This window comes from Modestobacter sp. NPDC049651, from assembly GCF_040659695.1.
GTDB lineage: Bacteria > Actinomycetota > Actinomycetes > Mycobacteriales > Geodermatophilaceae > Modestobacter.
This window is the reverse complement of sequence record NZ_JBFAOG010000005.1, coordinates 249,503-274,943: the sequence shown is the minus strand read 5'-3', so window position 1 is coordinate 274,943 and position 25,441 is coordinate 249,503. Positions and strand designations below refer to the sequence as shown.

Here is a 25,441-nt window from a genome sequence, read left to right as displayed (position 1 = left end):
CCCCGGTCCCGGCCTCCCTCCCCAGGAGGCGTCGCCTGGTCGGGTGAACCTGGCGGGTGGTTGTCCACAGAACGTCACCGGACCGCTGTCCGAACCTGTGCGGCACCTTTACCGTCACTGCACTCATCCGATCTCGGTGCAGCTCAACGGGGGTGTCGTGGCGTCAGCGACCACGGCCGTCGACCTGGTCGACGGCGAGGTGCGCGAGCTCATCCGCCGTCGCGGGCTCGACCCCTTCGCGGACCCGGCGCCGGTGCGGGTGCTCGTGCGGGACGTCGTGGCCGAGTACGGCGAGCGGTCGCTGGCGTCCGCGCTGCCGCCGCTCGCCGACCCGGAGGCCGTCGTCCGCGACGTGCTCGACCGGGTCGCCGGCTACGGGCCGCTGCAGCGCTGGCTCGACGACCCGGAGGTCGAGGAGATCTGGGTCAACGAGCCCGGCCGGGTGTTCGTCGCCCGCCGCGGCCGCAGCGAGCTGACCACGACCATCCTGGGTGCCGGGCAGCTGGCCGACCTGGTCGAGCGGATGCTGCGCACCTCGGGTCGACGGGTCGACATGTCGACGCCGTTCGTCGACGCGATGCTGCCGGACGGGTCGCGGCTGCACGTGGTGATCCCCGACGTCACCCGCCGGCACATGGCGGTCAACATCCGGAAGTTCGTGCTGCAGGCGCACAGCCTCGACGAGCTGGTCGCGCTGGGCACGCTCACGTCGCAGGCGGCCCGCTTCCTCGAGGCCGCGGTCGCCGCGGGGCTGAACATCCTGGTCGCCGGTGGCACCCAGGCGGGCAAGACGACGCTGCTCAACTGCCTGTGCGCCGCGATCCCCGCCCGCGAGCGGGTGGTCACGTGCGAGGAGGTGTTCGAGCTCCGCGTGCCGCTGCCCGACGTCGTCGCGATGCAGACCCGGCAGCCGAACCTCGAGGGCGCCGGGGAGATCCCGCTGCGCCGGCTGGTGAAGGAGGCGCTGCGGATGCGCCCCTCCCGGCTGGTCGTCGGCGAGGTGCGCCAGGAGGAGTGCCTCGACCTGCTCATCGCCCTCAACTCCGGGCTGCCCGGCATGTGCACGCTGCACGCCAACAGCGCCCGCGAGGCGGTCGTGAAGATGTGCACCCTGCCGCTGCTGGCCGGGGAGAACATCGGCCACGCGTTCGTCGTCCCGACGGTCGCCGCCAGCGTCGACCTGGTCGTGCACGTCGGCACCGAGGCCTCCGGTCAGCGCCGGGTCCGCGAGATCGTGGCACTGCCCGGCCGCGCCGAGGGCACCGTCGTCGAGACCGCCGACGTGTTCACCACCCGCGAGGGCCGGCTGGTGCGCGCCGACGGGTTCCCGCCGCACGCCGACCGGTTCGCCGCCGCCGGGTTCGACCTCGCCGCGCTGCTGGGTGACCGGTCGTGACCGTCTCCGGCGGTCTGCTCGGCCTGGCCCTCGGCGTCGGGCTGCTGCTCGCGTGGCGCTCCGGCCCGCGCGCGCCCCAGCGGCGGACGCCGGGGCGGCGTCCCGGGCGCCGGCAGCAGCTGCTCGCCGCGGCGGGGCTCACCGGCATCAACGCCGCCCAGCTGCTCGCGCTGCAGGTGGCGCTCGGCGTGGCCGCGCTGGTGCTCGTCCTGGTCACCACCCGCACGGTGACGATCAGCCTGGTCTTCGGGGTGTTCGGCGCCGCCGTCCCGTGGCTGCTGGTGCGCCGGCTGGCCGCCAAGCGGCGCGCGGACCTGCGCGAGGTGTGGCCGGAGGTCGTCGACAACCTCGCCTCGGCGGTGCGGGCCGGTCTGTCGCTGCCGGAGGCGCTGGGGGCGCTCGCCGTCCGCGGGCCCGAGGTGCTGCGGCCCACGTTCGCCCGGTTCGCCGCCGACCACCGCTCCTCGGGGCGGTTCAGCGACGCGCTCGACCGGCTGAAGGACGACCTCGCCGACCCGGTCGGCGACCGGATCGTCGAGACGCTGCGGGTCGCCCGCGAGGTGGGCGGCACCGACCTGGGCCGGGTGCTGCGCACGCTGGCGGCGTTCCTCCGCGAGGACGCCCGCACCCGCGCGGAGCTGGAGACCCGGCAGGGCTGGGTGGTGCAGGCCGCGCGGCTGGCGGTCGCCGCGCCGTGGGTCGTGCTGCTCCTGCTGGCCACCCAGCAGCAGACGCTCACCGCCTACGACACCGCCGCGGGGCTCGGGCTGCTGCTCGGTGGCGGCGCGGTCTGCCTGGTGGCCTACCGGCTGATGCTGCGGATCGGGCGGCTGCCCGAGGACGTGCGGGTGCTCCAGTGAGCGAGCATCGCCGCGAGCGCCAGCGAGCGAGGAGCGGAGCGAACGGGCCGCGGAGCGGCGGGGTGTCGTCGTGACGCCGGGTGTGCTCGGCATGCTGCTCGGGCTGGTCGCGGCCTGCGGGGTGCTGCTCGCCGTCCGGTACGCGCCCCCGTTCCGGCAGGTGCGGCTGGTCGACCGGCTCGCGCCCTACGTCCAGGACAGCCCGGCGCCGTCCCGGCTGCTGGGCACGGTCACCCAGCCGGGGATGCTCACCGCCGCCCGCCGGGTGTTCGGCCCGCTGCTGGCCGACGGCGCGCACCGCATCGACAAGCTGCTCGGCGGCCGCATCGCCGTCCGCCGGCGGCTGGACGCGCTCGGCGGCGACGGGACCGTCGAGGACTTCCGCGTCGAGCAGGTCGTGTGGGGCGGGGTCGGCCTGCTCGGCGCCACCGTCGTCGCGACCGTGGGCTCGGCGGCGGCCGGCGGGGTCAACGTGCTGTCGGTGGTCCTGCTGCTGGTCGCCGGAGGAGTCGGCGGCGTGCTGGGCCGCGACTGGTGGCTGACCCAGCAGGTGCAGCGGCGCGAGGAGCTGCTGCTCGCGGAGTTCCCGGTGGTCGCCGAGCTGCTGGCGCTGGCGGTGACCGCGGGGGAGAGCCCGACCGCGGCGATCGCCCGGGTGACCCGGCTGTCCGGCGGTGAGCTGGCCCGCGAGCTGGGCGGCGCGCTCGGCCGGGCGCGCGCCGGGGTGCCGCTGGTCGACGCGCTGCAGGAGCTCGCCGACCGGACCTCGCTCGACGCGCTGGCCCGCTTCGTCGACGGGCTGGTGGTCGCGGTCGAGCGCGGCACGCCGCTGGCGGAGGTGCTGCGCGCCCAGGCGGCCGACGTCCGCGAGGCGGGCAAGCGGCGGCTGCTGGAGGCCGGCGGCCGCAAGGAGATCCAGATGATGGTCCCGGTCGTGTTCCTGGTGCTGCCGGTCACCGTCCTGTTCGCCCTGTTCCCGGGCCTGATCAGCATCGTCTCGCTGGCGCAGTGACGCCGGCGACGGAGAAGGAGGACGACGGATGCGCGCCTACGCGTACCTGATGACCGCGCTCGCCGCGCTGGCGGAGCGCTCGCGGGACGACGATCCCGAGCGGGGCGACGTGCCCGGCTGGGTGATGATCACCGTGATGACGGCGGCGCTCGTGCTGGCCATCCTGATCCCGTTCCGGACGGCGATCGTCGACGCGGTGCAGAACGCGCTGAGCTCGGTCACCACCGCGCAGTGACCGCGGCGCCCGACGACCGGGAGCGGGGGAGCGCGGTCGTCGACTTCGTGCTGGTCTCCGTGCTGGTCGTCGCGCTGCTGCTGGCGGTGCTGCAGGTGGCGGTCTACGTGCACGTGCGCAACGTCGTGGTGGCCAGCGCCCAGGAGGGTGCGCGGTACGGGGCGAACGCCGACGTCCCGGCCGCGGCGGCAGCCGACCGGACGCTGGAGGTGGTCGCGCGGGCGACCACGGCGCAGACGGCTGCCGGGCTGGCGTGCACCGCCGGGCAGGAGGCCGACCCGAGCGGGCTGGCGCTGGTCGTGGTGCGCTGCGAGGGCGCGGTGCCGGCGCTGCTGGCCGGGCTGGGCAACCTGCTGCCGGTGCGGGTCACCGGGCGCGCGGTCGAGGAGGCCCCGTGACCCCCGACCGGGACGACGGCGAGCGCGGGTCGGCGATCGTCGAGTTCGTGTTCATCGCGCTGGTGGTGTTCCTGCCGCTGGTCTACCTGGTGGCCGGGTTCTCGGCGGTCCAGCGCGGGGTGTTCGCCGCGGACGAGGCGGCGCGGGAGGCCGGCCGGGCGCTGGGCACCGCACCGGACCTCGCCACCGGCCAGGCCCGGGCGGAGGCCGCGGTGCAGGTCGCGGTGGCCGACCAGTCGGTGGAGGCGACCGACGTCCGGATCGGCTACGCCGCGCCGGGCGGTGGCTGCGACGCCGCCGGCAGCTACCAGCCGACCCTGACGCCGGGGGAGACGTTCTCTGTGTGCGTGACGGTGACGGTGCGGATCCCGCTGCTGCCGGACTTCATCGACGCGAACACCGCCACCGGCCAGTTCGTCGTCGACCGCGACCGCTACGTCGACGGCTGAGCACCGGCCGTCAGAACGAGTGCGCCTCGTCGTAGCCGTAGTCGTCGCCCTGGTCCTCGGGCCGGGTCGGCGGTGCCGCACCGGAGGGCGTCGGCTGCGCCGGCCCGCCGGCGGGCTGCACGTCCCGGTGCACCTCGTCGTAGCCGTAGTCGCCGCCCGGTTGCTCGTCGCGCGGTTCCATGGGTGCCCCCTCCGCTGAGCTGGTGCGCCCCAGCGTCCACCCGCGCCGCGCAGCGGGCAACGGCCTCGACGGTGGGCCTTTCCCCACCCCGAAGACGCTGCTCAACGCCCTCGAACGCGGCTCAGCAGGTTCCTAGCGTCGTCGGTGTCGGCGCCACCGGGGCGCCGGGTTCACCCGGAGGACGACGATGAGCTCCCCGCCCCGCGCACTCGAACTGCGCGACCTCACCCGCGTCTACGGCGCCGCCGGTACCGAGCTGCGCGCCCTCGACGGCGTGGACCTCGTCTTCCCCGCCGGCAGCTTCACCGCCGTCATGGGCCCCTCGGGCTCGGGCAAGTCCACGCTGCTCAACTGCGCCGCCGGCCTCGACCGGTCCACCGGCGGCGACGTCGTCGTCCAGGGCGTCCCGCTCCCCGGCCTCGACGACGAGCAGCTCACCCGCTTCCGCCGCCGCACCCTCGGCTTCGTCTTCCAGCAGTCCAACCTGCTGCCCTACCTCACGGCCGCGCAGAACGTGGAGCTGCCGCTGCGGCTCGCCGGCCGGCGCACCTCCCGGGCGGTCGTCAACGACGCCCTCGCCGCTGTGGGCCTCGCCGGGCACGAGCACCGGCTGCCCGCTGAGCTCTCCGGCGGCCAGCAGCAGCGCGTCGCCGTCGCCCGCGCGCTGGTCACCGAGCCGGCGGTGCTCTTCGCCGACGAGCCCACCGGCGCCCTGGACTCCGCCGCCGCCCGCGGCGTGCTCGACCTGCTCCGCACCGCCGCCGACCGGCGCGGCCAGACGATCGTCATGGTCACCCACGACCCGGTCGCCGCCGCGGCCGCCGACACCGTCGTCTTCCTCGCCGACGGCCGGGTCGTCGGCACCATGCGGCAGCCCACCGCCGACGCCGTCGCCGGCCAGCTGGCGCACCTCGGCGAGCTCGCGGCGGTGGCCCGGTGACCGCGCTCGCCTGGCGATCGCTGCGCGCCCGCGGCCCCGCCTTCGCCGCCACCGCGCTGTCGGTGCTGCTCGGCACTGCCGTCCTGCTGGCCTTCCTCAGCCTGCTCGAGACCGGCCTCGCCGACGGCGTCGGCGCTCCCGACCGGGAGACGCTGGTGACCATGGCGCTGGTCGTCGGCGGCTGGGGGCTGGTCATCGTCGTCTTCTCGATCGCCTCGATGCTCGGCCTCACCGTGCGGCGCCGGGCCGAGGAGTTCGCGCTGCTGCGCACGCTGGGCACCAGCCGTCGGCAGGTGCGCCGGCTGGTGGCCGCCGAGGTCGGCCTGGTCACCGCCGCCTCCGCCGTGGCCGGGGTGCTGCCCGGCTGGCTGCTCGGCCGGCTCGTCGTCGCGCTGCTGCACCGCGGGGACGTCGTCGCCGACACCGTCGCGCACCGCACCGGCTGGCTGTCGGTGTCGCTCGCGCTGGGCGAGGTGCTGGTCGCCGCGCTGCTGGCCGGTGCGCTCGCCGCCCGGCAGGCCACCCGCGGCTCGGCTCAGGAGGGACTCACCGCCAGCCGGGTGCACCGCGCCCGGCTGGGCCGGTGGCGGATCGCCGGGGGCGCGCTGCTGCTGCTCGCCGGGGCGACCTGCTCGGTGCTCGCGCTCACCGTCCGCGACTCCGCCGACCCCTACGCGGCGATGAGCTTCGCCGGGCCCGCATCGGTGTTCTGGTCGATCGGTCTCGCCGTCTTCGCGCCGGTGCTGCTGCGCCTCACCGCCGCGGCGCTCGCCCCGCTGCTGCGCGCCGTCCCCGGCGGGGTGGCCGGCCACCTCGCCGCCGCGCACACCCGGCGGCGGGCGCACGAGCTGGCGGGGGTGCTGTCGCCGGTGCTGGTGTTCGTCGGCGTCGCCACCGGCACGCTGTACCTGATGCAGGTGCACAACGCCGCCGTGCCCGTGCGCACCCCGGAGGGCGACACCGTCGAGCTGCTCAACTACCTGGTGGTCGGCATGCTCGCCGCCTTCGCCGCGATCATGGTCGTCAACGGCACGCTCGCCGCGGTCGCCGACCGGCGCCGGGAGTTCGCCCAGCAGCGGCTGGCCGGCGTCACCCGCGGCGAGCTCACCACCACCGTCGCCGCGGAGGCCGCCGTCCTGGTGCTGACCGCGCTGCTGTTCGGCGGGCTCGCCGCGCTCGGCACGGTGGTGCCCTACAGCGTGGTCAAGACCGACGGCTGGCTGGCCGGCGACGGCCCCGGGCTGTTCCTCGGCGTCGCCGCGGTCGCCGTGCTGGTCACCGTCGGGACGGCGGTCGCGGCCACCCGGCGGGTCACCGCCGGCCCCGCGCTGCGCGCCGCCCGCTGACGGCCTCGACACGATGTCCGCGCAGGCCGGAGCCGTTCCACCGCCCGCCCGGCGGTGGGACGCTCTGCCCGTGACCGGCGCCGCCTTCCCGGGCCTGCTGCCCGCCGACGGGGCGGCGCTGCGGCGGCGGCTGGTGCTCAGCGGCCGGGCGTTCCAGACCCTGGCCGCCTCCGTCGGGTCGCTGGTGCTGTTCCAGCTCACCACGGTGGCCATCGCGCTCACCCCGGTGCTCGCCGGGGGAGCTGCGCTGCTCGGCCTGGTGCCGCTGGACGCCCGGGTCACCGGTGCGCACCGCCGGCTGCTGGGCCGGGTGCTCGGCTCGCCGCTGACCGCCCGCTACGCCCCGGCGCCCCGCGACCCGTTGCGGCGGCTGGGCGCCTGGGCCCGCGACAGCACCCGCTGGCGCGACTACGCCTACCTCGCGTTCGACGGCACCGGCGGGCTCGTGATGTCCGGTGTCGTCACGCTGCTCACCGTGCTGCCGGTCTGGTACCTGGTCGCGCCGGTCGTGCTCGGCGGCGGGCTGTGGTGGTGGCTGCTGCCGCTGTCGCCGGTCACGTTCGGCCTGTGGTGGCTGCTCACCCCCGTCCTGCTGCGCGCCCGGTTCGTCGCCGGCGCCTCCGTGCTCGGCTGGTCGCCGACGGCCGCACTCGAGCGGGAGGTCGACAGGGTCACCGCCTCGCGGGCGGCCAGCGTCGACTCCGCCGCCGCGGAGCTCCGCCGGATCGAGCGCGACCTGCACGACGGCGTCCAGGCCCGGATCGCCTCGCTCGGCATGAACCTCGGGCTCGCCGAGGTGCTGCTCCGGCAGGACCCGACCGCCGCCGAGGCGCTGCTCGCCGAGGCCCGGCAGGCCACCACGACCGCGCTCGCCGACCTGCGCGGCGTGGTGCGCGGCATGCACCCGCCGGTGCTCGCCGACCGCGGGCTGGCCGGCGCGGTCGAGGCGCTGGCGCTGGACGTCGCCGTCCCGGTGACCGTGTCGGCGGCCCTGCCCGGCCGGGCGCCCGCGCCGGTGGAGAGCGCCGTCTACTTCGCCGTCGCCGAGGCGCTGGCCAACGTGGTCAAGCACAGCGGCGCGACCCGCGCCTGGGTCGCGCTCGGGCACCGCGGCGGCGTGCTGCACGCCGTCGTCGGCGACGACGGCCGCGGCGGCGCCGACCCCGCCGCGGGCACCGGCCTGACCGGGGTGGCCCGCCGGCTGGACGCCTTCGACGGCACGCTGCGCCTCACCAGCCCGCCCGGCGGGCCGACGACCGTGGAGATGGAGGTGCCGTGCGCGCTGTCGTCGTCGAGGACAACGCCCTCCTCCGGGACGGCCTGACCCGCATCCTCGAGGCCCACGGCTGGTCGGTGACCGCGCTGCCCGACGCCTCAGGGCTCGGCGAGCAGCTGGCCGGCGCGGACGTCGCCGTCCTCGACGTGCGGCTGCCGCCCACGCACACCACCGAGGGGCTGGTCGCCGCCGTCGGGCTGCGCCGGGACCGCCCGGGCTTCCCGGTGCTGGTGCTCAGCCAGTGGGTCGAGCAGCTGTACGCCCGGGAGCTGATGGCCTCCGGCGACGGCGCGATGGGCTACCTGCTCAAGGACCGGGTCGCCGACGTGCGCTCGTTCGTCGCCGCGGTGCACCAGGTGGCCGACGGAGGCACCGTGCTGGACCCGCAGGTGGTCTCCGCCGTGCTCGCCGCCGCCGACCGGCGCTCGGCCATCGACGTGCTCACCCCGCGCGAGCGGGAGGTGCTCGAGCTGATGGCGCAGGGGCGCTCGAACGCCGCGATCGCCGGGCTGCTGGTGGTCACCGAGAAGGCCGTCGGGAAGCACATCAACAACATCTTCAGCAAGCTCGGGCTGCCGGTCGACGCCGAGGACAACCGCCGGGTGCTCGCCGTCCTGCGCTGGCTGCAGGCTCGCGGCTGACCGCGGGACCACCGACGCGGGGGCAGGGACCTCCGGCCCCGGTCCGGTCCCGGCCGGGGTCCCTAGCGTCGGGGTGCGGGCCCGCCGCAGGGCCCGTCGGCCGACCGGCCGACCGGCCGGCCGGGGCAGGAGGGAGCGGGCCGTGAGCGTCATCGAGCACAAGCCGCCGACCACGGAGCAGATCACCCGGCCCGACGTCGAGCCGGACGTCGTGGCGCCGATCGCGCCGGAGCCGGCCGCGCCGGAGCGGGTCACCGAGCACCCGGTCATGGAGAAGCTCGGCCTGGAGGAGCGGCCGTGGCTGTTCCTCGTGGTCGGCGTGCTCGCCGTGGTCCTCGCGTTCGCCGCGATGCTCGTGCTGACCGTCGCAGCCGGCGGCGGCAACTTCCCGCCGGCGGGATGACCGCGGCGGGCAACTCGGGAGTGAGCGAGCGGGTCAGGCGCGCCCGGCGGGGGTAGGAGTCGCGCACGGGACCCCGACAGCGGGGCTCGTCCGGACGTCGGCAGCCGCGCCGACCGACCTCAGGGAGCGACCCCATGAGCCCACGTACCCGGGCCGGCGGCGTCGCCGGCACGCGCACCACGGCCGCGACCGGCCACGAGCCGAACGTGACCGCGTCCCAGCCCCCACTCCACTACGGGCACAACATGGACCACCAGCGCCACCAGGCCAGCCAGACCTCCGCGATCGAGGGCATCCGGGACGAGGCCGACGCCGGCGAGAAGGTCGGCGTCTTCGAACGCCACCACTGGCTGGTCCCGGCCACCGTGGTGGCCGCGATCGTCGGCGCGTTCCTGCTGATGTTCATCCTCACCTGGGTCGCCGGCGGCGAGATGCCGTTCACCGACTGACGGCCGGCGGCGGGGCGGGCGCGGCACCGGCCGCACCCGCCCCGCCGCCGCGCTCACTGCCCCAGGTCGCGGCTCTGGGTGTGCTCGCTCAGCTGCGGCTCGCCGTCGGCCGGCGGGGGAGCGGGGACGTCGGCGTCGGTCAGCCGCGCCCAGCACAGCCGGCACAGGTGGTGCGGCTCCGGCGGGTGCAGCAGGTGCCCGCCCAGCGGCCGCACCTCCACCCAGCCGACGGCCTCCTCGGCCCCGGCCTCGGCGCCGCACCGGTCGCAGCGGTAGCGGAGGCTCACGGTGCTCAGGCGCCCCGGTCGACCTCCGCGCGCACCACGCCCAGCAGCGCGGTCTGCAGCGTCTGGTCGGTGTGCTCGCCCCGCTCCAGCGCGTCCTGCGCCGGGCCGGGCAGCGCGGACACCTCGATGTCGTCGAGCCAGGTCGTCTCGCCGCCCACCTCGCGCCCCAGCCGCAGGGTGCCGCCCTCCCGGGCCACCAGGTACTGCTCGCCGCCGAGCTGGATCGTCGTCGATTCGCTCATGCCGCCGCCCTACCCCAGGAGCGGTGGCCGTCACACCCGCCCGACACGCCGACGCCCGCGACACGCCTCGGGGTGGGCAAGGACACGTCGGCGCTTTCACCCGTCCCACCTGCACGGACTCACCCGTTCCGGTCGTCCCGGCCCCGACGGGGTGTGACCGGCCGCTTACGTGCGAATGGTGGGATGGGAGAGGGGCGGCACCCGCGCGCCCCGATGGACCAGCCGGGAGGTGCTGCGTGCCGCAGACCAGGGTGGGTGCGCCCGTGCCCCAGACGCTCCGGCGTCCGGACGACGACGAGGCGGCCGACGCGGGCGCCCTGGTCGCCGGCGTGCTCGACGCGCTGCCGTCGCCGACCGTCCTGCTGGACGCCGACGGCACGGTGCTGCTGACCAACCCCGCCTGGTCGGCCGCCGCCGCCGCGATGGACGACGAGCGGCTCCGGGTCGACGTCGGCGGCAACTACTTCGCGCTCGTGCGGAGCCTCGGCGACGGCCCGGACAACCGGTCCCGGGTCGCGGAGCTGCAGCGGCTGTCCCGCGGCGAGCTGCGCACGGTGGCGGTCGACTACGCGCTGCCCTCGCCGACCGGCCGGCGCTGGTTCCACCTGCAGGCCTCCCGGGTCGACGCCGCCGGCCGGGTGGTGATCACCCACACCGACGTCACCGACCGGGTGCAGGCCGAGCAGGCGTCGGCCTGGCAGGCCCGCCACGACCACCTGACCGAGCTGCCCAACCGCGCGCACCTGCACGAGCTCATCGACGACGCGCTGCAGCGTCCGGGCCGCGGGCCGCTCGCCGTCCTGTTCCTCGACGTCGACGGGTTCAAGGAGGTCAACGACAGCCTCGGCCACGAGGTCGGTGACCACCTGCTGCGCGACCTGGCCCGCCGGCTCACCGGCAGCACCCGCGCCGCGGACACCGTCGGGCGGCTGGGCGGCGACGAGTTCGTCGTCCTGTGCCGCGACTGCGACGTGCCCGGCGCGCTCACCCTCGCCGAGCGCTTCCAGCGCACGTTCGACGAGCCGTTCGACCTCGGTGAGCGCCGCACCCGGCTGACCGTGAGCATCGGCGTCGCGACCACCGAGGCCACCGGCCCGGCCGCGCTGCGCAGCGCCGACCTGGTGCGCGACGCGGACCTGGCGATGTACGCGGCCAAGGCCGCCGGCCGCAACCGCGTGCGGGTGTTCACCCCCGACCTGCGCTCGGCCGCCCAGCAGCGCGCGCTCGTCGCGGCCGAGCTGCCGCCGGCGATCGAGCAGGGGCAGCTGGTGCTGCACTACCAGCCGATCGTCTACCTGCCCACCGGCCAGGTGTCCGGCGTGGAGGCGCTGGTGCGCTGGCAGCACCCCACCCGCGGGCTGCTGCAGCCGGCCGAGTTCATCCCGCTCGCCGAGCGCAACGGCAGCATCCGGCAGCTGACGACCTGGGTGCTCACCGAGGCCACCCGGCAGGCCGCGGCCTGGCAGGACGCCGGCCTGCCGCTGGTCATGTGCGTCAACGTCAGCGCGGCCTGCTGCGCCACCGGCACCCTCGTCGACGAGGTCGGCGCGGCGCTCGAGACCGCCGGGCTCGCGCCCGACCGGCTGCTGCTCGAGCTCACCGAGACCAGCGTCGCCGAGGACCCCGAACGCGCCGCCGCGCAGTTCGCCCAGCTGCGGGTCTCCGGCGTCGAGGTCAGCATCGACGACTTCGGCAGCGGGTTCTCCTCGCTCAGCCAGCTGGTCACCATCCCCGCCGGGGTGCTGAAGATCGACCGCTCGCTGGTCGTCGGCATGGACGGCCCGCACAGCCAGTCGGCCGCCGCCGTCGCCGCGGTGGTCGGGCTGGCCCGCGCCTGCGGGATGCGCAGCCTGGCGGAGGGCGTCGAGACCGCCGAGCAGGTGGCGCTGGCCGCCGAGCTCGGCTGCACCTACGCGCAGGGGTACGCCGTGGCCCGGCCGATGCCGGCCGCCGAGCTCGCCGAGTGGGTCCGCACGCACCGGTCCGCTGACGGGCAGCGGGCGGCCCTCCGGCAGCTGCAGCCCGCCTGACCACTGCACTTGCCGCGCTCCGCCGTGCTGGGCAGGATCGGGTCGCATGCGCCGCTCCCGCCTCCTGCTGAGCGCGGCCGTGGCGGCCCTGCTGGCCACCGCCGGCTGCTCGTCCGCCCAGGGCTCCGACCAGGACTCCGCCGACCCGTCAGCGACCTCCGCGGCCCCGTCGAGCGGGGCGTCGTCCGCCCCGGCGTCCAGCTCCAGCGCGCCCGCCACGTCGTCCGAGCCGAGCCCGCCCCAGCTGCCCGGCGGCGGCACCCGGGTGTTCCCCGACCACCGGCTGGTCGGCTTCGCCGGCGCGCCGAGCTCGCCGGCCTTCGGGCGGCTGACCGGGGACCTGACCGCCGCGGCCGACCAGCTGCGCCAGCAGGCCGCCGGCTACGGCGGTGACCGGCCGGTGCTGCCGGTGTTCGAGCTGATCGCCACCGTCGCCCACGACAAGCCCGGGCCGAACCGGAACTACGCCACCTCCGCCGACGACGCGGTCGTGCAGCAGTACCTGGACGCCGCCCGCGCGGCCGGCGCGCTCCTGCTCATCAACATCCAGCCCGGCACCGGCGACTTCCTGCCCGCCGTCCAGTACTACGAGAAGTGGCTGGAGCAGCCGGACGTCGGCATCGCGCTGGACCCGGAGTGGGCCGTCGAGCCGGGCCAGGTGCCGGGCAACGTCTTCGGCCACGCCACCGGCGCCGAGATCGACGCCGTCGCCGCGTACCTCGACGGGCTGGTCACCGAGCACCGGCTGCCGCAGAAGGTGCTGGTCTACCACCAGCTCAAGGTGCAGATCGTCACCGGCGAGGACGCGCTCGTCGACCGGCCGGGCGTCGCCCTGGTGAAGGTGGTCGACGGCATCGGCGCCGAGGCCGACAAGATCGGCACGTACCAGCGGGTGGTCGCCGGCATGCCGCCGTTCGTGCACGCGGGCTTCAAGCTCTTCTACGAGGAGGACGCCCGCTCCGGCCCGCTGATGGAGCCGGCCGCGGTGCTCGGCCTCACCCCGCAACCGGAGTACGTGCTGTACGAGTAGGTCAGCCCGGTTCGCCGCGCAGCTTCCGCCGGGCGACCACCACGAGGTCGACGAGCGCTGTCGCGGCCAGCACGAACAGCACGACCGGGAACCACAGCGGGGCGCCGGCCAGCAGGACGACGACGCCGCCGGCCACGCAGACCAGCAGGCCGAAGGCCGCGAGCACCAGGCGCAGGGTGAGCGCGCTCTGCGCGGGCGCCGCCCCGCCGAAGCCCGCGGTCGGGTCGTGGTGGTCGGGCAGGCCCTGGCGGTGGTCAGGTCCCTGGCGGTGGTCCGGTTCCGGGCGGCCGCGAGGGTGCCCGGTGCGCTTGCGGCCGGCGGCGCTCATGCCGTGCTCGCGTACCCGGGTGGCGGAGCCGACTACCCTCGATCGACGTGGCCGAAGACTTCTCCGCTGTCCTGGACAACCTCGACGGGACCTTGAAGTCCATCGAGGCGGTCATGCGCGTCGACGACCTGCGCAAGGAGATCGCCGAGCTGGAGGAGAAGGCCGCCGCGCCGGACCTCTGGAACGACGTCGAGGCCGCGCAGGCGCTCACCTCCAAGCTCTCCTACCTGCAGGGCGACCTGCGCCGGGTGGAGGAGCTGCGCAGCCGGCTCGACGACGTCGGCGTGCTGCACGAGATGGCCGCCGAGGAGGAGGACGCCGCCACCGCCGAGGAGGCGCAGCGGGAGCTCGACAGCATCCGCAAGGCCATCGACGAGCTCGAGGTCCGCACCCTGCTGTCGGGGGAGTACGACGAGCGCGAGGCGCTGGTGACCATCCGCGCCGAGGCCGGGGGCGTGGACGCCGCCGACTTCGCCGAGATGCTGCTGCGCATGTACCTGCGCTGGGCGGAGCGGCACGGCTACCCGACCGAGGTCTACGACACCTCCTACGCCGAGGAGGCCGGCATCAAGTCGGCCACCTTCGCGGTGAAGCAGCCCTACGCCTACGGCACGCTCTCGGTCGAGCAGGGCACCCACCGGCTGGTGCGCATCTCGCCGTTCGACAACCAGGGACGCCGGCAGACCTCCTTCGCCGGCGTCGAGGTGCTGCCGGTCGTGGAGCAGACCGACCACGTCGACATCCCCGAGAACGAGATCCGCATCGACGTCTTCCGCTCGTCGGGCCCCGGTGGGCAGAGCGTCAACACGACCGACTCCGCCGTCCGGATCACCCACCTGCCCACCGGCATCGTGGTGTCCTGCCAGAACGAGAAGAGCCAGATCCAGAACCGGGCGGCCGCGATGCGCGTGCTGCAGGCCCGGCTGCTGGCGGTCCGCCAGCAGGAGGAGCGGGCGGCGATGAACGCCCTCAAGGGCGAGGGGAGCAGCTGGGGCAACCAGATGCGCTCCTACGTGCTGCACCCGTACCAGATGGTGAAGGACCTGCGCACCGAGGTGGAGACCGGCAACCCCAGCGGCGTGCTGGACGGCGACATCGACACCTTCATCGAGTCCGGCATCCGGTGGCGGCGGCAGCAGGAGTCCGCCGACAGCTGATCCGGCGGCGCTGCGAGACCCGCCACAGCGGCCCCGCGTGTCCCAGCCGTCGCAACGCTTCGTGAGCGCGCCGCCCAGCGTTTCCGCCGCGTCGTCACGCTCCGCGCACAGACTTGCGGGGCGCGCCGACGAGAGGGCTCAGCGGGGGCGCTCCGGCAGGTACCGTCGTCCCTCGTGATCGAATTGCAACACGTCACCAAGGTGTACCCGGCGAGCGCTCGGCCGGCCCTGGATGACGTCTCCATGCAGATCGACAAGGGCGAGTTCGTCTTCCTGATCGGCTCCTCCGGCTCCGGGAAGTCGACCTTCCTGCGGCTGCTGCTGAAGGAGGACAACCCGACCAAGGGCGTCGTCACGGTCAACGGCAAGAACCTGGGCACGATGAGCCGCTGGCAGGTGCCCAAGCTGCGCCGCACGATGGGCTGCGTCTTCCAGGACTTCCGCCTGCTGCGCAACAAGACCGTCGCGGAGAACGTCGCCTTCGCCCTCGAGGTGATCAACAAGCCGCAGCGCACGATCAAGCGCGTGGTCCCCGAGGTGCTGGAGATGGTGGGCCTCGACGGCAAGGAGAACCGGCTGCCCAACGAGCTCTCCGGTGGTGAGCAGCAGCGCGTCGCGATCGCCCGCGCGTTCGTCAACCGGCCGCTGGTGCTGCTGGCCGACGAGCCCACCGGCAACCTCGACCCGGAGACCAGCCAGGACATCATGCTGCTGCTGGAGCGGATCAACCGCACCGGCACCACCGTCGTGATGGCCACGCACGACTACCACATCGTCGACTCGATGCGCCGGCGCGTGATCGAGCTCAACGACGGCGTCGTCAGCCGCGACCAGTCGCGCGGCGTGTACGGCGTCGGCCGCTGAGCCGCGCGCTGCCACCCGAGCCGGACACGACAGGGAACTGATGCGCGTCAACTTCGTCTTCTCCGAGGTCGCCGCCGGTCTGCGGCGCAACCTCACCATGACCGTGGCGATGATCCTGACCACCGGGATCTCGCTCGGGCTCATGGGCACCGGGCTGCTGATCGCCCACATGATCAGCGACATGCGGGAGATCTACTACGACAAGGTCCAGGTCTCGATCTTCCTCAAGGACGACGTCACCGACCAGCAGCGGGACGCGATCGCCGCGCAGCTGGACTCCTCGCCCGAGGTCAAGGACTACATCTACGAGTCCAAGGACGAGGCGTTCAAGCGGTTCACCCAGCAGTTCAAGGAACAGCCGGCGCTGATCGCGAACACCCCCGCGGACGCACTGCCGGAGAGCTTCCGCATCGAGCTGGTCAACCCGGAGCGGTACGAGGTCATCGCGCAGCAGTTCCCGGCCGGGCAGAACGGCGTGGACGACGTCCGCGACGAGGGCGACTTCCTCGACCGGCTGTTCAGCCTGCTCAACGGCGCGCGGAACGCGACGATCGCGGTGGCCGTCGTGCAAGCCCTGGCCGCGTTGCTGCTGATCTCCAACACGATCCAGCTCGCGGCGTTCAACCGGCGGAACGAGACCAACATCATGCGGCTGGTCGGCGCCTCGCGCTGGTACACGCAGCTGCCGTTCATCCTCGAGGCGGCGCTGGCCGGCCTCATCGGTGCGGCGCTCGCGGTCGGCGGGCTGGTGCTCACCAAGGTGCTGTTCGTCGACAAGACGCTCGCCGGGCCGATCAAGGCGGGCATCATCCCGCCGGTCGACTGGTCGGCGATCGCGGCCATCTCGCCGGTCATCGCCGCCGTCGGCGTGGGCCTGGCCGCCGTCGCCGCCGCCGTCACGCTGCGGCTGTACGTCCGCCTCTGACACCAGGCTGACGGGCGAGATCTGCGCTCTTGTGGCTTCCCGGGCTGGGAGGCCACGAGAGCGCAACACTCACTCAGCGGGTGAGCGCCTGACGGACGGCGGCGACCACCGCGGCCGGGCGCCCCAGCACGTCGGCAGAGCTGAACCGCAGCACGATCCACCCGGCCAGCACCAGCCGGTTCTGCCGCCGCAGGTCCGCGACGAAGACGTCGCGCCGCCGGTGCACCTCGCCGTCGAACTCGATCACCACGCGGAGTTCCGGCCAGGCCAGGTCGCCGAAGCCGATCTGCCGCCCGCGCTCGTCGCGGATGCGGTGCTGCTGCAGCGGCCGCGGGAGCCCGGCCTCGTGCAGCAGCCACCGGAGCACCGATTCCATGGGGGAGTCGACCAAGGGGTTGGCGACCGGCAGCACTGCCCGCGCCCGGGCGGACCCCCGTCCCGACGGTCGGTGCGCCAGCTCGGCCGCCAGGTCCGCCGGGGTGCACAGGACGTCGAGCAGCTGGTCGGTCACTGCCAGCAGCGCCGCGGGTGCGAGCACCGCGGCCAGGTCGCGCCACGTGCGGGCCGGCGTCGTCGTCGCGACTCCCCATCGCCGCGTCACGTCCGGCCGACGCAGCGCCGCGCGGTGCAGCTGCCGGTCCGCCCGGTTCCGCGCCGTGCAGCCGGGTGCGACCGTGAGGTGGACGCGCTCCTCGTCCGGGGCCAACGGGATCTCCACCTGCCACATCGCGGCGGCCGTCTGGTGGCTGACGACCGCCCCGGGCGGCGCCGTCATCAGCACCGCGGGCAGCCGGGTCCGGAGCGAGCCGGCGTGGGCCCGGGGCAGGTACGTGTCGCGGGACAGCCGGACGACGTCGCGGTGGCGGAGCTCCCAGTCGCTGAGGCCGCGGCCGCGAGCGTCGGTGCGGGTCGTCGGGGCGCGCAACCGGGACGGCGCTGGGCGGCGGGGCACCGGGGGAGGGTGGCCGATCCGGCGCCGACCGCGCTGCCGTCGTCCACAGGCCCGGTGAGATCTGCGTACCGGTGCGTTCCCGGGCCGGGAGGCCACCAGTTCGCAGACCTCGTCGGGGGCCGTGATCGTTTGCGCGGCCTTCGTAGACTGGGGGCATGCCGCGGGAACAGGGGCGCAAGCTGATCGCCCAGAACAAGAAGGCGCGGCACGACTACTCGATCCTGGACACCTACGAGGTGGGCCTGGTGCTCACCGGCACCGAGGTGAAGAGCCTGCGTGCCGGCCGTGCGTCACTCGTCGACGGCTTCGCCACCGTCGACAACGGTGAGGTCTGGCTGCAGCACGTGCACATCCCCGAGTACGCCGAGGGCACGTGGACCAACCACGCCCCGCGCCGCAAGCGCAAGATCCTCATGCACCGGGCCGAGATCGAGAAGCTGATCGGCAAGACCAAGGAGGGCGGGCTGACGCTCGTCCCGCTGGACCTGTACTTCAAGGACGGCAAGGTCAAGGCCACCCTCGCGCTGGCCAAGGGCAAGAAGACCTACGACAAGCGGCAGGACATGGCCGAGCGCGACTCCCGCCGGGAGATGGAACGCGCCTTCGGCCGCTACGTGAAGGGCCGCCGGTGAAGGGGATCGCCTACGACCGGTTCGGCGGGCCGGAGGTCCTGGAGCTGCGCGACGACCTCCCCGAGCCCCCGGTCGGCCCCGACACCGTGCTGGTGCGCACGCACGCCGCCGGCGTGAACCCGGTCGACGTCGGCATCCGCGAGGGGCACCTGGCCGGGGCCTTCCCGCACCACTTCCCGATCGTCCCCGGATGGGACCTCGCCGGCACCGTCGAGGCGGTCGGCCCTGCCGTCGTCGACTTCGCCCCCGGTGACGAGGTGTTCGGCTACCTGCGCCGGGACGACGTGCAGTGGGGCACCCAGGCCGAGCTGGTGCCCGCGCCGCAGCGCTGCCTGGCGCACAAGCCGGAGTCGCTGTCGTTCACCGAGGCCGCGGCGCTCCCGCTGGCCGGGCTCACCGCCTACCAGGCGCTCACCGAGGCGCTCGACGTCGGCGAGGGCGACCGGGTGCTGGTGCACCGCGCCGCCGGCGGCGTCGGTTTCTTCGCCGTGCAGATCGCCGTCGCGCTCGGCGCGCACGTCATCGGCACCGCCAGCCCGCGCAACCACGGCTTCCTGCGCGAGGCCGGGGCCGCCGAGGTGCTCGACTACGCCGCCGGACCGATCTCGGGTCAGCTCACCGAGCCGGTCGACGCGGTGCTCGACCTCGTCGGCGGGCCGGCGCTCGGTGATGCACCTGACCAGGTGCGGGACACGTCGCGCATCGCCAGCACCGTCGACCCGGCGGTCAACGACCTCGGTGGCCGGTACGTGTTCGTCCGGCCGGAGCGGCACGACCTGGAGGAGCTCGGCCGGATGGCCGACGCCGGGCAGCTGCGGGTCGCGGTGGCCAAGGCGTTCCCGCTGGCGCAGACCGCCCAGGCGCAGGAGCTGGTCAGCGCCGGCCACGTGCGGGGCAAGGTCGTCGTCACCCTCCGCTGAGCGATCCGGGGGCGGGGCCGCACGGCTCCGCCCCCGGCACCGTCAGCCGGCCGGCGCGGCCACCTGGGACTCGGCGCTGCGCACCAGCGCGATCGCCTCGGCGGCCAGCGCCGCCCCGTCGGTGTACGTGTCCCGCCAGATCGCCAGGCCGCTGCACGCCTCGGGCGTCAGCACCGCGGCGGAGAACGCCTCGACGCCGATCCGCCCCCGGTAGCCGGCCTCCAGCGCCGCCCGGACGACGGCGGCCGCGTCGACGGCGCCGGTGGCGAGCGGGCCCCGCCCGGACTGCCCGAGCTCCAGGTAGCCGAGCAGCGGGGCGGTCGTGCGGACGGCGTCCAGCATGTCGGTCTCCTCGACCGCCATGTGGAAGGTGTCCAGGTGCACCCGCAGGTGCTCCGACCCGCTGGCGGCGACGAGGTCGCGGGCCTGCTGCGCGGTGTTGACCGCCGCGGTCTCGTAGCGGTTGAGCACCTCGAACGTCAGCGTGACCCCGCGCTCGTGCGCGTGGTCGGCGACCTGGCCGACCAGCGCGGCCGCCCGTTCGACGGCCGCCGGGGACGGCGCCGCCGCGGCCCGCCCGAACAGTCCGTACGGGACGCCGTTGAGCTGGTCACCGCCCAGCGCGACGGTGACGTCGACCAGCCGGCGCAACGCGGCGGCCCCGCGCTCGCGTTCGGCCGGGTCGTCGGAGGACACGTCGGCCCCCGGCGCCTGGCCGGCGATCGGGATCGGCACGAGCCCGTGCTCGCGGAAGACCGCGGCCCACTGCTCGACCGGCGCGGTGTCCGGGTCGATCGGCGGCAGGACGACGTGGGTGTACCCGAGCCCGGCCAGGGTGCCGAGCGCCTGCTGGAGGCCGGGCTCGGCGAGGTCGGGGACGAGGACGTTGAGGTGGCAGGCGACGTCGATCGGCATCTCCGCGCCCCTCAGAACACGGGCAGGTCGAGGCGCTGCTTGAACACCGAGTACCCGTCGTCGACGTGCACGACGGTCCCGTTGATCGCGCTCGCCTCGTCGGAGGCCAGGAACGCGACGGTGTTCGCGATCTCCTCGGGCTCGGTGAGCTTGTTGCGCAGCTGCTCGGACGCGAACGTCGCCCGCAGCTCGTCGCTGAACTGGTTGATGATCGGCGTGCCCACCCGGCCGGGGGTGATCGCGACGGCCCGGATCCCGTGCTCGGCCAGCTCGTAGGCCGCGGAGCGGGTGAAGGAGATGACCGCCGCCTTCGCCGCGCTGTAGCTGAACGACAGCTCGGCGGCCTGCTCGCCGTAGATGGACGAGGTGCTGATGATGACCCCGCCGGTGCCCTGCTGCCGGAACTGGCGGCCGGCGGCGAGGATGCCGTAGTACACGCCGTCCATGTCCACGCGCATCATCGGCACGTAGTCGACCGCGGGGTCGTGCTCGAGCAGCGGCTTGCCGCCGGCGATGCCCGCGTTGTTGAAGATGACGTCGAGCTTGCCGAAGACCTCGACCGCCCGCGCGACCGTGGCCTCGACCTGCTCGTACTTCGAGACGTCGACCTGCGCGGGCGCGGCGGCACCGGCGTGACCGTCGGCCTCGAGCTCGGCGACGACCTTCTCGGCCCGCTCGAGGTCGATGTCGGCGACGACGACCTTGGCGCCCTCGGCGACGAACTTCCGCACCGTCGCCAGGCCGATGCCGCTGGCCCCGCCGGTGATGATCGCGACCTTGCCGTCCAAACGCTTGTCCATGCGCGTGCTCCTGCCTTCCGCTGGGATGAGCTGGGGCGCGGTCGGGGACGGGGGGCGCAGCCGCCCCGTCCCCGACCGTCCGCGGGCTACTGCAACTTGTCGGACGGCGTGATGGTCGACGCGTTCTTGGCGTCGACGATCGTGGTGTCGACCGCCTCGTAGTTCTTCTTCGGGAGGTCGCCGTTGTCCTGGAACTTCTTCACGGCGTCGATCACCGAGTCGAGGACCTCGGGCCACGGCTGGTTGGCGGTGGCCACGAAGGCGCCGCCGGCCTGGATCTGGGCGACGGCCTCGCTGGTGGCGTCCGAGCCGGTCACCTTGGCCTTGGCACCGGCCTCGGTGATCGCCTGCGAGGCGCCGAGCGCCGCGTCGTCCCAGCCGACCCACACGGCGTCGAGGCCGTCGGGGTGCGCGGTGAGGTAGTCCGAGACCAGGGCCAGCGCCTCGGTGCGGCCGGTGGCCGGGGACTTCACCTTCTGCACGTCGCCGCCGGCGATCGTGGCGCCCGCGGCCTTGAGGTCCTTGAGCGCCAGGTCGGCGCGCAGCCGGATGCCGGGGTGCGGGTCGTGGCCGATGACCATGACGTTCTTGCCCTGCAGCCCGCCGATGGAGTCGCCGAGCACCTTGAGGGTGCCGTCGACGATGCCCTGCTGGTCGGTGGTGATGTTCAGCGCGAACGCGTCGCTGGCCTTGGTGGCGCTGTCCATCGCGAAGATCGGGATGTCGGCGTCCTTGGCGGCGGTGACGATCGACCCGATCGAGGCGACGTCGGTGTAGCCGTCCAGGATCACGTCGGCGCCCTGGCCGATCGCGCTCTCGACCTGGGGGTTCATCTTCTGGAAGTCGAAGTCCCCCTGGATCATCTTCAGGTCCCAGCCGTTCTCCTTGGCCTTGGCCGTCACGGCCTTGACCCACCAGGCGCCGATCGGGGTCTGGTTGCCGGAGGTGAAGGCGACGACCTTGAAGTCGTCCCCCTTGCCGCCGCCACCCCCGCTGCCGCCGCCGCTGTCGGACCCGCAGCCCGCGAGGGTCAGGGTCACGGCCGCCAGGGTCGCAAGGACCGCGGCGGGCCCTCTCCTTCTGTGCATCTTCTACTCCTTTGTAGGGGGTGCCGTGCGGGGTGGGAAAAGGGGAGGGGCGCGGTCAGCGCGCGCGCATCCGGACGGACGAGAGCGTCACGGCGGCGATGATGATCAGGCCGGTGACCACCTGCTGGACGTACGAGTTGACGCCCAGGATGTTGAGCCCGTTGCTCATCACGCCGATGATCCCGACGCCGACCATCGTGCCGACGAGGTTCGCCTGACCGGACCGGACGACGGTCATGCCGAGGAACACCGCGGCCACCGAGAACAGCAGGTTGTCGCTGCCCTGGACGGCGCTCGCGCTGCCCAGCCGGGCGGCCAGCAGCGTGCCGGCGATCGCCGCGATCAGCCCGGCCGCGGTGAACGCCAGCAGCCGGCCGCGGGAGACGTTCACGCCGGACAGGCGGGACACCTCGACGTTGCCGCCGATCGCGTACCACTTGCGGCCGGTGGTGGTGAACCGGAGCAGCGCCCAGAGCAGCACGCCCAGCACGATCGCCACGTACACCGGGCCGGGGATGTTGAGCAGCCGGCCCTGGCCGAGGGAGTTGAAGCCCGAGGGCAGGTCGAACAGCGTCGTCCCCGAGGTGACCAGGTAGGCCGTGCCGGTCACCGACGTCATCGTGGCCAGCGTCGCGACGAACGCGGTCAGCCCGACGTAGGCGACGAGCAACCCGTTGGCCAGGCCGATGGCCAGGCCCACGGCCAGCGCGATGACGATCGCCAGCCAGGTCGGGGTGCCCTTGAGCATCAGCGAGGCGGCGACCGAGCCGGCCAGGGCGGCGGTCGCGGCGAGCGAGAGGTCGAAGTCGCCGACCACCATGACCAGCGTCTGCGCCCCGGAGATGATCGCCAGGATCGAGATCTGGAAGAGGATGTTCCGGACGTTGGTGAACGTCAGGAACACGTCCGGGCGCATCGCGAAGAAGAAGACGATCAGCGCGATGAGGGCGATCGTCGTCCCGCCCTGGACCAGGAACTTCCCGATGGACCCGCGGGTCGGCCGGCGCCGGCCGACGGTCTCGTCCGGTGCAGGCGTGGGCGCCTTGATCGTCGTCGACATCAGATCGTCTTCCCGTAGCAGTAGGCGAGGAGGAGCTCCTCGTCGGCTTCCTCGGAGCGGGCCTCTCCGGAGATGCGGCCCTCGTGCATGATCAGCACCCGGTCGGTCATCCCGATGAGCTCCGGCAGCTCGGAGCTGACCGCGATGACGGTCGTGCCCTGGGCGGCGAGCATCCGGATGAGCCGGTAGATCTCGGCCTTGGTGCCGACGTCGATGCCGCGGGTCGGCTCGTCCATCAGCAGCACCGCCGGGTTGCGGGCCAGCATCTTGGCGAGCACGACCTTCTGCTGGTTGCCGCCGGAGAGCTCGCCGACCGGCTGCCGCGGGCTGCGCGCCTTGATCTGCAGGTCACCCATCCCGCGCTTGGTGATGTCGGCGATCCGCCCGCCGGAGACCATGCCCAGCGAGCTGACCGTGGCGATGTTGGCCAGCGCGACGTTGTCCTGGATCGAGGCGCTGAGGATCACGCCCTGGCTGCGGCGCTCCTCGGGCACCAGCGCGATGCCGGCGTCCAGCGCCTTCGCGACGCCGGGGGAGTGCGGCAGGGTCACCCCGTTGACGGTGACCGTGCCCTCCTTGTGCTTCTGCGCGCCGGCCAGGATGCGCAGCAGCTCGCTGCGGCCGGACCCGGCGAGACCGCCGATGCCCAGCACCTCACCGCGGTGCGCGGTGAACGAGACGTCGGTGACCCGGCGGCCGGTGAGCCCCTCGACGGTGAGCGCCACGTCGCTCGTGGCGGTGCCGCGGTCGGGGAACAGGTCGCCCGGCGAGCGGCCGACCATCGTGGAGATGACCTCGTCGATGGTGGAGTCGGCGACGTCCTTGGTGAGCACGGTCTGCCCGTTGCGCATGATCGTGATCCGGTCGCAGAGCTCGAAGACCTCCTCGAGCCGGTGCGAGACGTAGACGATCGCCACGCCGTCGGCGCGCAGCGAGCGCAGGACGGCGAACAGCTCCTGGATCTCGGTGTCGGTCAGCGACGCGGTCGGCTCGTCGAGGATGAGGATCCGGGCGTCGTTGGCCAGCGCCCGGGCGAACGAGACCATCGTCTGCTGGACCGGCGACAGCTCGCCGGCCAGCTGCCGCAGCGGGATCCTCTGGTGCAGCCGGTCCAGCTGCTCCTTCGCGCGGCGGCGCAGCGTCGACCACTGCACGATCCCGCGGCGGCTGGGCGTGCGCTCGCCGAGCAGGATGTTCTCGGCCACGCTGATCGTCGGGATGATCGACAGCTCCTGGTAGAGCGCGACGACGCCGGCCCGGTTGGCGACCCGGACGTTGGCGAACTCCACCTCCTCGCCGTCGCGGCGGATCGTCCCGTCGTCCGGGGCGTACACCCCGGTGAGCACCTTGACCAGCGTCGACTTGCCGGCGCCGTTCTCGCCGAGCAGCGCGTGGATCTCACCCGGTTGCACCGACAGCCGGGCCCCGTTGAGCGCGAACACCCCGTCGAAGTGCTTGGAGACGCCCACGGCCTCCAGCGCGGGGGCCTGCGCCGGGGCGTGCACCGCGGTGCTCACGCGCCGGCCCCCTCGTCGAGGTCCCCGTCGATGTCCCCGTCGATGTCGTTGCAGCGGATGAGCACCTTGGGGTGCCGGCCGGACATGTGCTCGGCGAACGCCTCCACGGCCTGGTCGAACGGGAAGACGGTGCCGGTGAGCGCGGCCAGGTCCAGCCGGGGGAGCAGCTGCAGGGCGCGGGGGAACGCGTACGGCGAGACGAAGACCCCGGTGAGCGTCAGCTCCTTGAGGTACAGGAAGTCCGACAGGTTCAGCGGCATCTCGAAGTCGTGCGGGTACATCGCCCCGTAGACGACCGTGCCGCCCTTCGCGGCCAGGTCGAGCAGGCCGCGCACCGCCCGCGGTGAGCCCGACGCGTCGATCACCACGTCGAAGCCGCGGCCCTCGGTGATCTCCGCCGTGCGGGCGACCTGGTCCTCGGCCGTCGGGTCGATCACGTGGTCGGCGCCGGCGGCCAGCGCCATGTCCCGGCGGTCGGCGATCGGCTCGATGAGGGTGAGCGAGGTGGCGCCGTACAGCTTCATGACCTGCAGCGCGAGCTGCCCGATCGGGCCGCCGCCGCAGATCGCCACCCGGTCACCGACCCGCACCCGGGTCTTGTCCGCGATCCGGACGGCGACCGACGTGGGCTCGAGCAGGCAGCCCTCGCGCAGGCTGACCGACTCCGGCAGCCGGTACGCCTGCGACTCGTGCCAGGTGACCGTCTCGGCCATGCCCGGCCGGTTGTAGTCCTGGATGTTCTCGCAGAACTGCTGGCGGCCGTCCCGGCAGGGGCCGCAGCTGCCGCAGAACCGCAGGAAGTTGCCGGCGACCCGGTCGCCGACGCGGATGCCGGTGCGGACGCCGTCGCCCACCGCCTCGACCACGCCGGAGAGCTCGTGGCCGAGGCCGATGGGGACGTCGGTGCCGAAGAACCCCTCGGCCAGGTGCGGGTCCGAACCGCAGATCGCCGAGTAGGCGACCCGGATCCGCACGTCCTCGGGGCCCAGCGGCTGGTCGGGCAGGTCGACGATGCCGATCCGCCCGCGGGCGGACTCGTCGGCGTCCCGCAGGCTGCCGATCTTGGTGACGGCGACTGTTCTCATGCGTCTCTCCGTTGAGCGCTCAC

30 protein-coding genes are annotated in these 25,441 nt (G+C 74.1%); 19 read left to right on the top strand and 11 right to left on the bottom strand.

The window, feature by feature from the left end; genetic code table 11:
- Positions 1-157 precede the first annotated feature (157 nt).
- The 6 genes from AB0J00_RS10345 to AB0J00_RS10320 all read left to right on the top strand — a co-directional run bounded on the left by AB0J00_RS10345 (position 158) and on the right by AB0J00_RS10320 (position 4,350).
- Complete coding sequence (locus tag AB0J00_RS10345) at positions 158-1,396, top strand: ATPase, T2SS/T4P/T4SS family (RefSeq protein ID WP_357743751.1); 1,239 nt, start codon at positions 158-160, stop codon at positions 1,394-1,396.
- Entirely contained in the window at positions 1,393-2,256 is an 864-nt protein-coding gene (locus tag AB0J00_RS10340; RefSeq protein ID WP_357743749.1) for a type II secretion system F family protein, read from the top strand. Before AB0J00_RS10345 ends, AB0J00_RS10340 begins: the two co-directional genes overlap by 4 nt.
- 70 nt (positions 2,257-2,326) lie before the next feature.
- Positions 2,327-3,268 (top strand): type II secretion system F family protein, encoded by a 942-nt coding sequence (locus tag AB0J00_RS10335; RefSeq protein ID WP_357743747.1) that lies wholly within the window; start codon positions 2,327-2,329, stop codon positions 3,266-3,268.
- A 28-nt stretch (positions 3,269-3,296) separates the two neighbouring features.
- The gene (locus AB0J00_RS10330) at positions 3,297-3,503 is read left to right on the top strand and encodes a hypothetical protein (RefSeq protein WP_357743745.1); all 207 of its coding nucleotides are present in this window, start codon (positions 3,297-3,299) and stop codon (positions 3,501-3,503) included.
- A complete protein-coding gene (locus AB0J00_RS10325) occupies positions 3,500-3,901 on the top strand; it encodes a TadE/TadG family type IV pilus assembly protein (protein WP_357743743.1) in 402 nt (133 codons plus the stop codon). Before AB0J00_RS10330 ends, AB0J00_RS10325 begins: the two co-directional genes overlap by 4 nt.
- Positions 3,898-4,350, top strand: a complete 453-nt coding sequence (locus AB0J00_RS10320) for a TadE family protein (RefSeq protein WP_357743741.1) — start codon at positions 3,898-3,900, stop codon at positions 4,348-4,350. The genes AB0J00_RS10325 and AB0J00_RS10320 overlap by 4 nt, the downstream gene beginning before the upstream one ends.
- 10 nt (positions 4,351-4,360) lie before the next feature.
- Here AB0J00_RS10320 and AB0J00_RS10315 read toward each other — a convergent pair whose 3' ends face one another.
- Positions 4,361-4,531 (bottom strand): hypothetical protein, encoded by a 171-nt coding sequence (locus tag AB0J00_RS10315; RefSeq protein WP_357743739.1) that lies wholly within the window; start codon positions 4,529-4,531, stop codon positions 4,361-4,363.
- A 187-nt stretch (positions 4,532-4,718) separates the two neighbouring features.
- Between AB0J00_RS10315 and AB0J00_RS10310 the strand changes: the two genes are divergently transcribed.
- From AB0J00_RS10310 to AB0J00_RS10285, 6 genes are all read left to right on the top strand, one after another.
- Positions 4,719-5,471, top strand: a complete 753-nt coding sequence (locus AB0J00_RS10310) for an ABC transporter ATP-binding protein (protein WP_357743737.1) — start codon at positions 4,719-4,721, stop codon at positions 5,469-5,471.
- Positions 5,468-6,817, top strand: coding sequence for an ABC transporter permease (locus AB0J00_RS10305; protein ID WP_357743735.1), 1,350 nt, complete (start codon positions 5,468-5,470; stop codon positions 6,815-6,817). The genes AB0J00_RS10310 and AB0J00_RS10305 overlap by 4 nt, the downstream gene beginning before the upstream one ends.
- A 70-nt stretch (positions 6,818-6,887) precedes the next feature.
- Positions 6,888-8,141: a histidine kinase gene (locus tag AB0J00_RS10300; protein WP_357743733.1), complete on the top strand. Its 1,254-nt coding sequence runs from the start codon at positions 6,888-6,890 to the stop codon at positions 8,139-8,141.
- Positions 8,093-8,734 (top strand): response regulator transcription factor, encoded by a 642-nt coding sequence (locus AB0J00_RS10295; RefSeq protein WP_357743731.1) that lies wholly within the window; start codon positions 8,093-8,095, stop codon positions 8,732-8,734. The genes AB0J00_RS10300 and AB0J00_RS10295 overlap by 49 nt, the downstream gene beginning before the upstream one ends.
- A gap of 142 nt (positions 8,735-8,876) precedes the next feature.
- Positions 8,877-9,137: a hypothetical protein gene (locus tag AB0J00_RS10290; protein ID WP_357743729.1), complete on the top strand. Its 261-nt coding sequence runs from the start codon at positions 8,877-8,879 to the stop codon at positions 9,135-9,137.
- A gap of 134 nt (positions 9,138-9,271) precedes the next feature.
- Positions 9,272-9,586: a hypothetical protein gene (locus tag AB0J00_RS10285; RefSeq protein WP_357743727.1), complete on the top strand. Its 315-nt coding sequence runs from the start codon at positions 9,272-9,274 to the stop codon at positions 9,584-9,586.
- Between the two features lie 53 nt (positions 9,587-9,639).
- Here AB0J00_RS10285 and AB0J00_RS10280 read toward each other — a convergent pair whose 3' ends face one another.
- Both AB0J00_RS10280 and AB0J00_RS10275 read right to left on the bottom strand, forming a co-directional pair.
- Entirely contained in the window at positions 9,640-9,873 is a 234-nt protein-coding gene (locus AB0J00_RS10280) for a hypothetical protein (protein WP_357743725.1), read from the bottom strand.
- 5 nt (positions 9,874-9,878) lie between these two features.
- Complete coding sequence (locus AB0J00_RS10275; protein ID WP_357743723.1) at positions 9,879-10,115, bottom strand: hypothetical protein; 237 nt, start codon at positions 10,113-10,115, stop codon at positions 9,879-9,881.
- Positions 10,116-10,378: 263 nt separating this feature from the next.
- Between AB0J00_RS10275 and AB0J00_RS10270 the strand changes: the two genes are divergently transcribed.
- On the top strand, positions 10,379-12,145 hold the full coding sequence (locus AB0J00_RS10270) for an EAL domain-containing protein (RefSeq protein ID WP_357743721.1): 1,767 nt from the start codon (positions 10,379-10,381) through the stop codon (positions 12,143-12,145).
- A gap of 46 nt (positions 12,146-12,191) precedes the next feature.
- Positions 12,192-13,175 (top strand): hypothetical protein, encoded by a 984-nt coding sequence (locus tag AB0J00_RS10265; RefSeq protein WP_357743719.1) that lies wholly within the window; start codon positions 12,192-12,194, stop codon positions 13,173-13,175.
- 1 nt (position 13,176) lies between these two features.
- Here AB0J00_RS10265 and AB0J00_RS10260 read toward each other — a convergent pair whose 3' ends face one another.
- The gene (locus tag AB0J00_RS10260; RefSeq protein ID WP_357743717.1) at positions 13,177-13,503 is read right to left on the bottom strand and encodes a DUF6343 family protein; all 327 of its coding nucleotides are present in this window, start codon (positions 13,501-13,503) and stop codon (positions 13,177-13,179) included.
- A 47-nt stretch (positions 13,504-13,550) separates the two neighbouring features.
- Between AB0J00_RS10260 and prfB the strand changes: the two genes are divergently transcribed.
- The 3 genes from prfB to ftsX all read left to right on the top strand — a co-directional run bounded on the left by prfB (position 13,551) and on the right by ftsX (position 16,449).
- The gene (prfB, locus tag AB0J00_RS10255) at positions 13,551-14,660 is read left to right on the top strand and encodes a peptide chain release factor 2 (RefSeq protein ID WP_357743715.1); all 1,110 of its coding nucleotides are present in this window, start codon (positions 13,551-13,553) and stop codon (positions 14,658-14,660) included.
- 174 nt (positions 14,661-14,834) lie between these two features.
- Positions 14,835-15,524 (top strand): cell division ATP-binding protein FtsE, encoded by a 690-nt coding sequence (gene ftsE / locus AB0J00_RS10250; protein WP_357743713.1) that lies wholly within the window; start codon positions 14,835-14,837, stop codon positions 15,522-15,524.
- Positions 15,525-15,564: 40 nt separating this feature from the next.
- Positions 15,565-16,449, top strand: a complete 885-nt coding sequence (gene ftsX / locus AB0J00_RS10245; RefSeq protein WP_357743711.1) for a permease-like cell division protein FtsX — start codon at positions 15,565-15,567, stop codon at positions 16,447-16,449.
- A 73-nt stretch (positions 16,450-16,522) separates the two neighbouring features.
- Here ftsX and AB0J00_RS10240 read toward each other — a convergent pair whose 3' ends face one another.
- Entirely contained in the window at positions 16,523-17,401 is an 879-nt protein-coding gene (locus AB0J00_RS10240) for a DUF559 domain-containing protein (RefSeq protein WP_357743710.1), read from the bottom strand.
- Between the two features lie 155 nt (positions 17,402-17,556).
- Between AB0J00_RS10240 and smpB the strand changes: the two genes are divergently transcribed.
- Both smpB and AB0J00_RS10230 read left to right on the top strand, forming a co-directional pair.
- Complete coding sequence (smpB, locus tag AB0J00_RS10235; RefSeq protein ID WP_357743708.1) at positions 17,557-18,033, top strand: SsrA-binding protein SmpB; 477 nt, start codon at positions 17,557-17,559, stop codon at positions 18,031-18,033.
- Positions 18,030-18,953 carry an NADP-dependent oxidoreductase gene (locus AB0J00_RS10230; protein WP_357743706.1) on the top strand — a complete coding sequence of 308 codons (924 nt, stop codon included), beginning with the start codon at positions 18,030-18,032 and terminating at the stop codon, positions 18,951-18,953. Before smpB ends, AB0J00_RS10230 begins: the two co-directional genes overlap by 4 nt.
- Positions 18,954-18,995: 42 nt before the next feature.
- Here the strand turns inward: AB0J00_RS10230 and AB0J00_RS10225 are convergent, their stop codons facing one another.
- From AB0J00_RS10225 to AB0J00_RS10200, 6 genes are all read right to left on the bottom strand, one after another.
- The gene (locus AB0J00_RS10225; protein WP_357743704.1) at positions 18,996-19,868 is read right to left on the bottom strand and encodes a sugar phosphate isomerase/epimerase family protein; all 873 of its coding nucleotides are present in this window, start codon (positions 19,866-19,868) and stop codon (positions 18,996-18,998) included.
- A gap of 11 nt (positions 19,869-19,879) precedes the next feature.
- Positions 19,880-20,668 (bottom strand): SDR family NAD(P)-dependent oxidoreductase, encoded by a 789-nt coding sequence (locus AB0J00_RS10220; protein ID WP_357743702.1) that lies wholly within the window; start codon positions 20,666-20,668, stop codon positions 19,880-19,882.
- An 86-nt stretch (positions 20,669-20,754) separates the two neighbouring features.
- On the bottom strand, positions 20,755-21,708 hold the full coding sequence (locus tag AB0J00_RS10215) for a sugar ABC transporter substrate-binding protein (protein WP_357743701.1): 954 nt from the start codon (positions 21,706-21,708) through the stop codon (positions 20,755-20,757).
- Positions 21,709-21,811: 103 nt separating this feature from the next.
- Positions 21,812-22,816: an ABC transporter permease gene (locus AB0J00_RS10210; protein WP_357743699.1), complete on the bottom strand. Its 1,005-nt coding sequence runs from the start codon at positions 22,814-22,816 to the stop codon at positions 21,812-21,814.
- Positions 22,816-24,333, bottom strand: coding sequence for a sugar ABC transporter ATP-binding protein (locus AB0J00_RS10205; protein WP_357743697.1), 1,518 nt, complete (start codon positions 24,331-24,333; stop codon positions 22,816-22,818). Before AB0J00_RS10205 ends, AB0J00_RS10210 begins: the two co-directional genes overlap by 1 nt.
- Positions 24,330-25,418 carry a zinc-binding dehydrogenase gene (locus tag AB0J00_RS10200; RefSeq protein ID WP_357743695.1) on the bottom strand — a complete coding sequence of 363 codons (1,089 nt, stop codon included), beginning with the start codon at positions 25,416-25,418 and terminating at the stop codon, positions 24,330-24,332. Before AB0J00_RS10200 ends, AB0J00_RS10205 begins: the two co-directional genes overlap by 4 nt.
- Between the last annotated feature and the right edge of the window lie 23 nt (positions 25,419-25,441).

What these genes read in the sequence shown, in the direction of transcription:
- smpB (WP_357743708.1), top strand. Translation starts at nt 17,557, where the DNA reads ATGCCGCGGGAACAGGGGCGCAAGCTGATCGCCCAGAACAAGAAGGCG.
- AB0J00_RS10225 (WP_357743704.1), bottom strand. Translation starts at nt 19,868, where the DNA reads ATGCCGATCGACGTCGCCTGCCACCTCAACGTCCTCGTCCCCGACCTC.
- AB0J00_RS10275 (WP_357743723.1), bottom strand. Translation starts at nt 10,115, where the DNA reads ATGAGCGAATCGACGACGATCCAGCTCGGCGGCGAGCAGTACCTGGTG.
- AB0J00_RS10330 (WP_357743745.1), top strand. Translation starts at nt 3,297, where the DNA reads ATGCGCGCCTACGCGTACCTGATGACCGCGCTCGCCGCGCTGGCGGAG.
- AB0J00_RS10310 (WP_357743737.1), top strand. Translation starts at nt 4,719, where the DNA reads ATGAGCTCCCCGCCCCGCGCACTCGAACTGCGCGACCTCACCCGCGTC.
- AB0J00_RS10315 (WP_357743739.1), bottom strand. Translation starts at nt 4,531, where the DNA reads ATGGAACCGCGCGACGAGCAACCGGGCGGCGACTACGGCTACGACGAG.
- AB0J00_RS10265 (WP_357743719.1), top strand. Translation starts at nt 12,192, where the DNA reads ATGCGCCGCTCCCGCCTCCTGCTGAGCGCGGCCGTGGCGGCCCTGCTG.
- AB0J00_RS10260 (WP_357743717.1), bottom strand. Translation starts at nt 13,503, where the DNA reads ATGAGCGCCGCCGGCCGCAAGCGCACCGGGCACCCTCGCGGCCGCCCG.
- AB0J00_RS10220 (WP_357743702.1), bottom strand. Translation starts at nt 20,668, where the DNA reads ATGGACAAGCGTTTGGACGGCAAGGTCGCGATCATCACCGGCGGGGCC.
- AB0J00_RS10200 (WP_357743695.1), bottom strand. Translation starts at nt 25,418, where the DNA reads ATGAGAACAGTCGCCGTCACCAAGATCGGCAGCCTGCGGGACGCCGAC.
- ftsX (WP_357743711.1), top strand. Translation starts at nt 15,565, where the DNA reads ATGCGCGTCAACTTCGTCTTCTCCGAGGTCGCCGCCGGTCTGCGGCGC.
- AB0J00_RS10285 (WP_357743727.1), top strand. Translation starts at nt 9,272, where the DNA reads ATGAGCCCACGTACCCGGGCCGGCGGCGTCGCCGGCACGCGCACCACG.
- AB0J00_RS10210 (WP_357743699.1), bottom strand. Translation starts at nt 22,816, where the DNA reads ATGTCGACGACGATCAAGGCGCCCACGCCTGCACCGGACGAGACCGTC.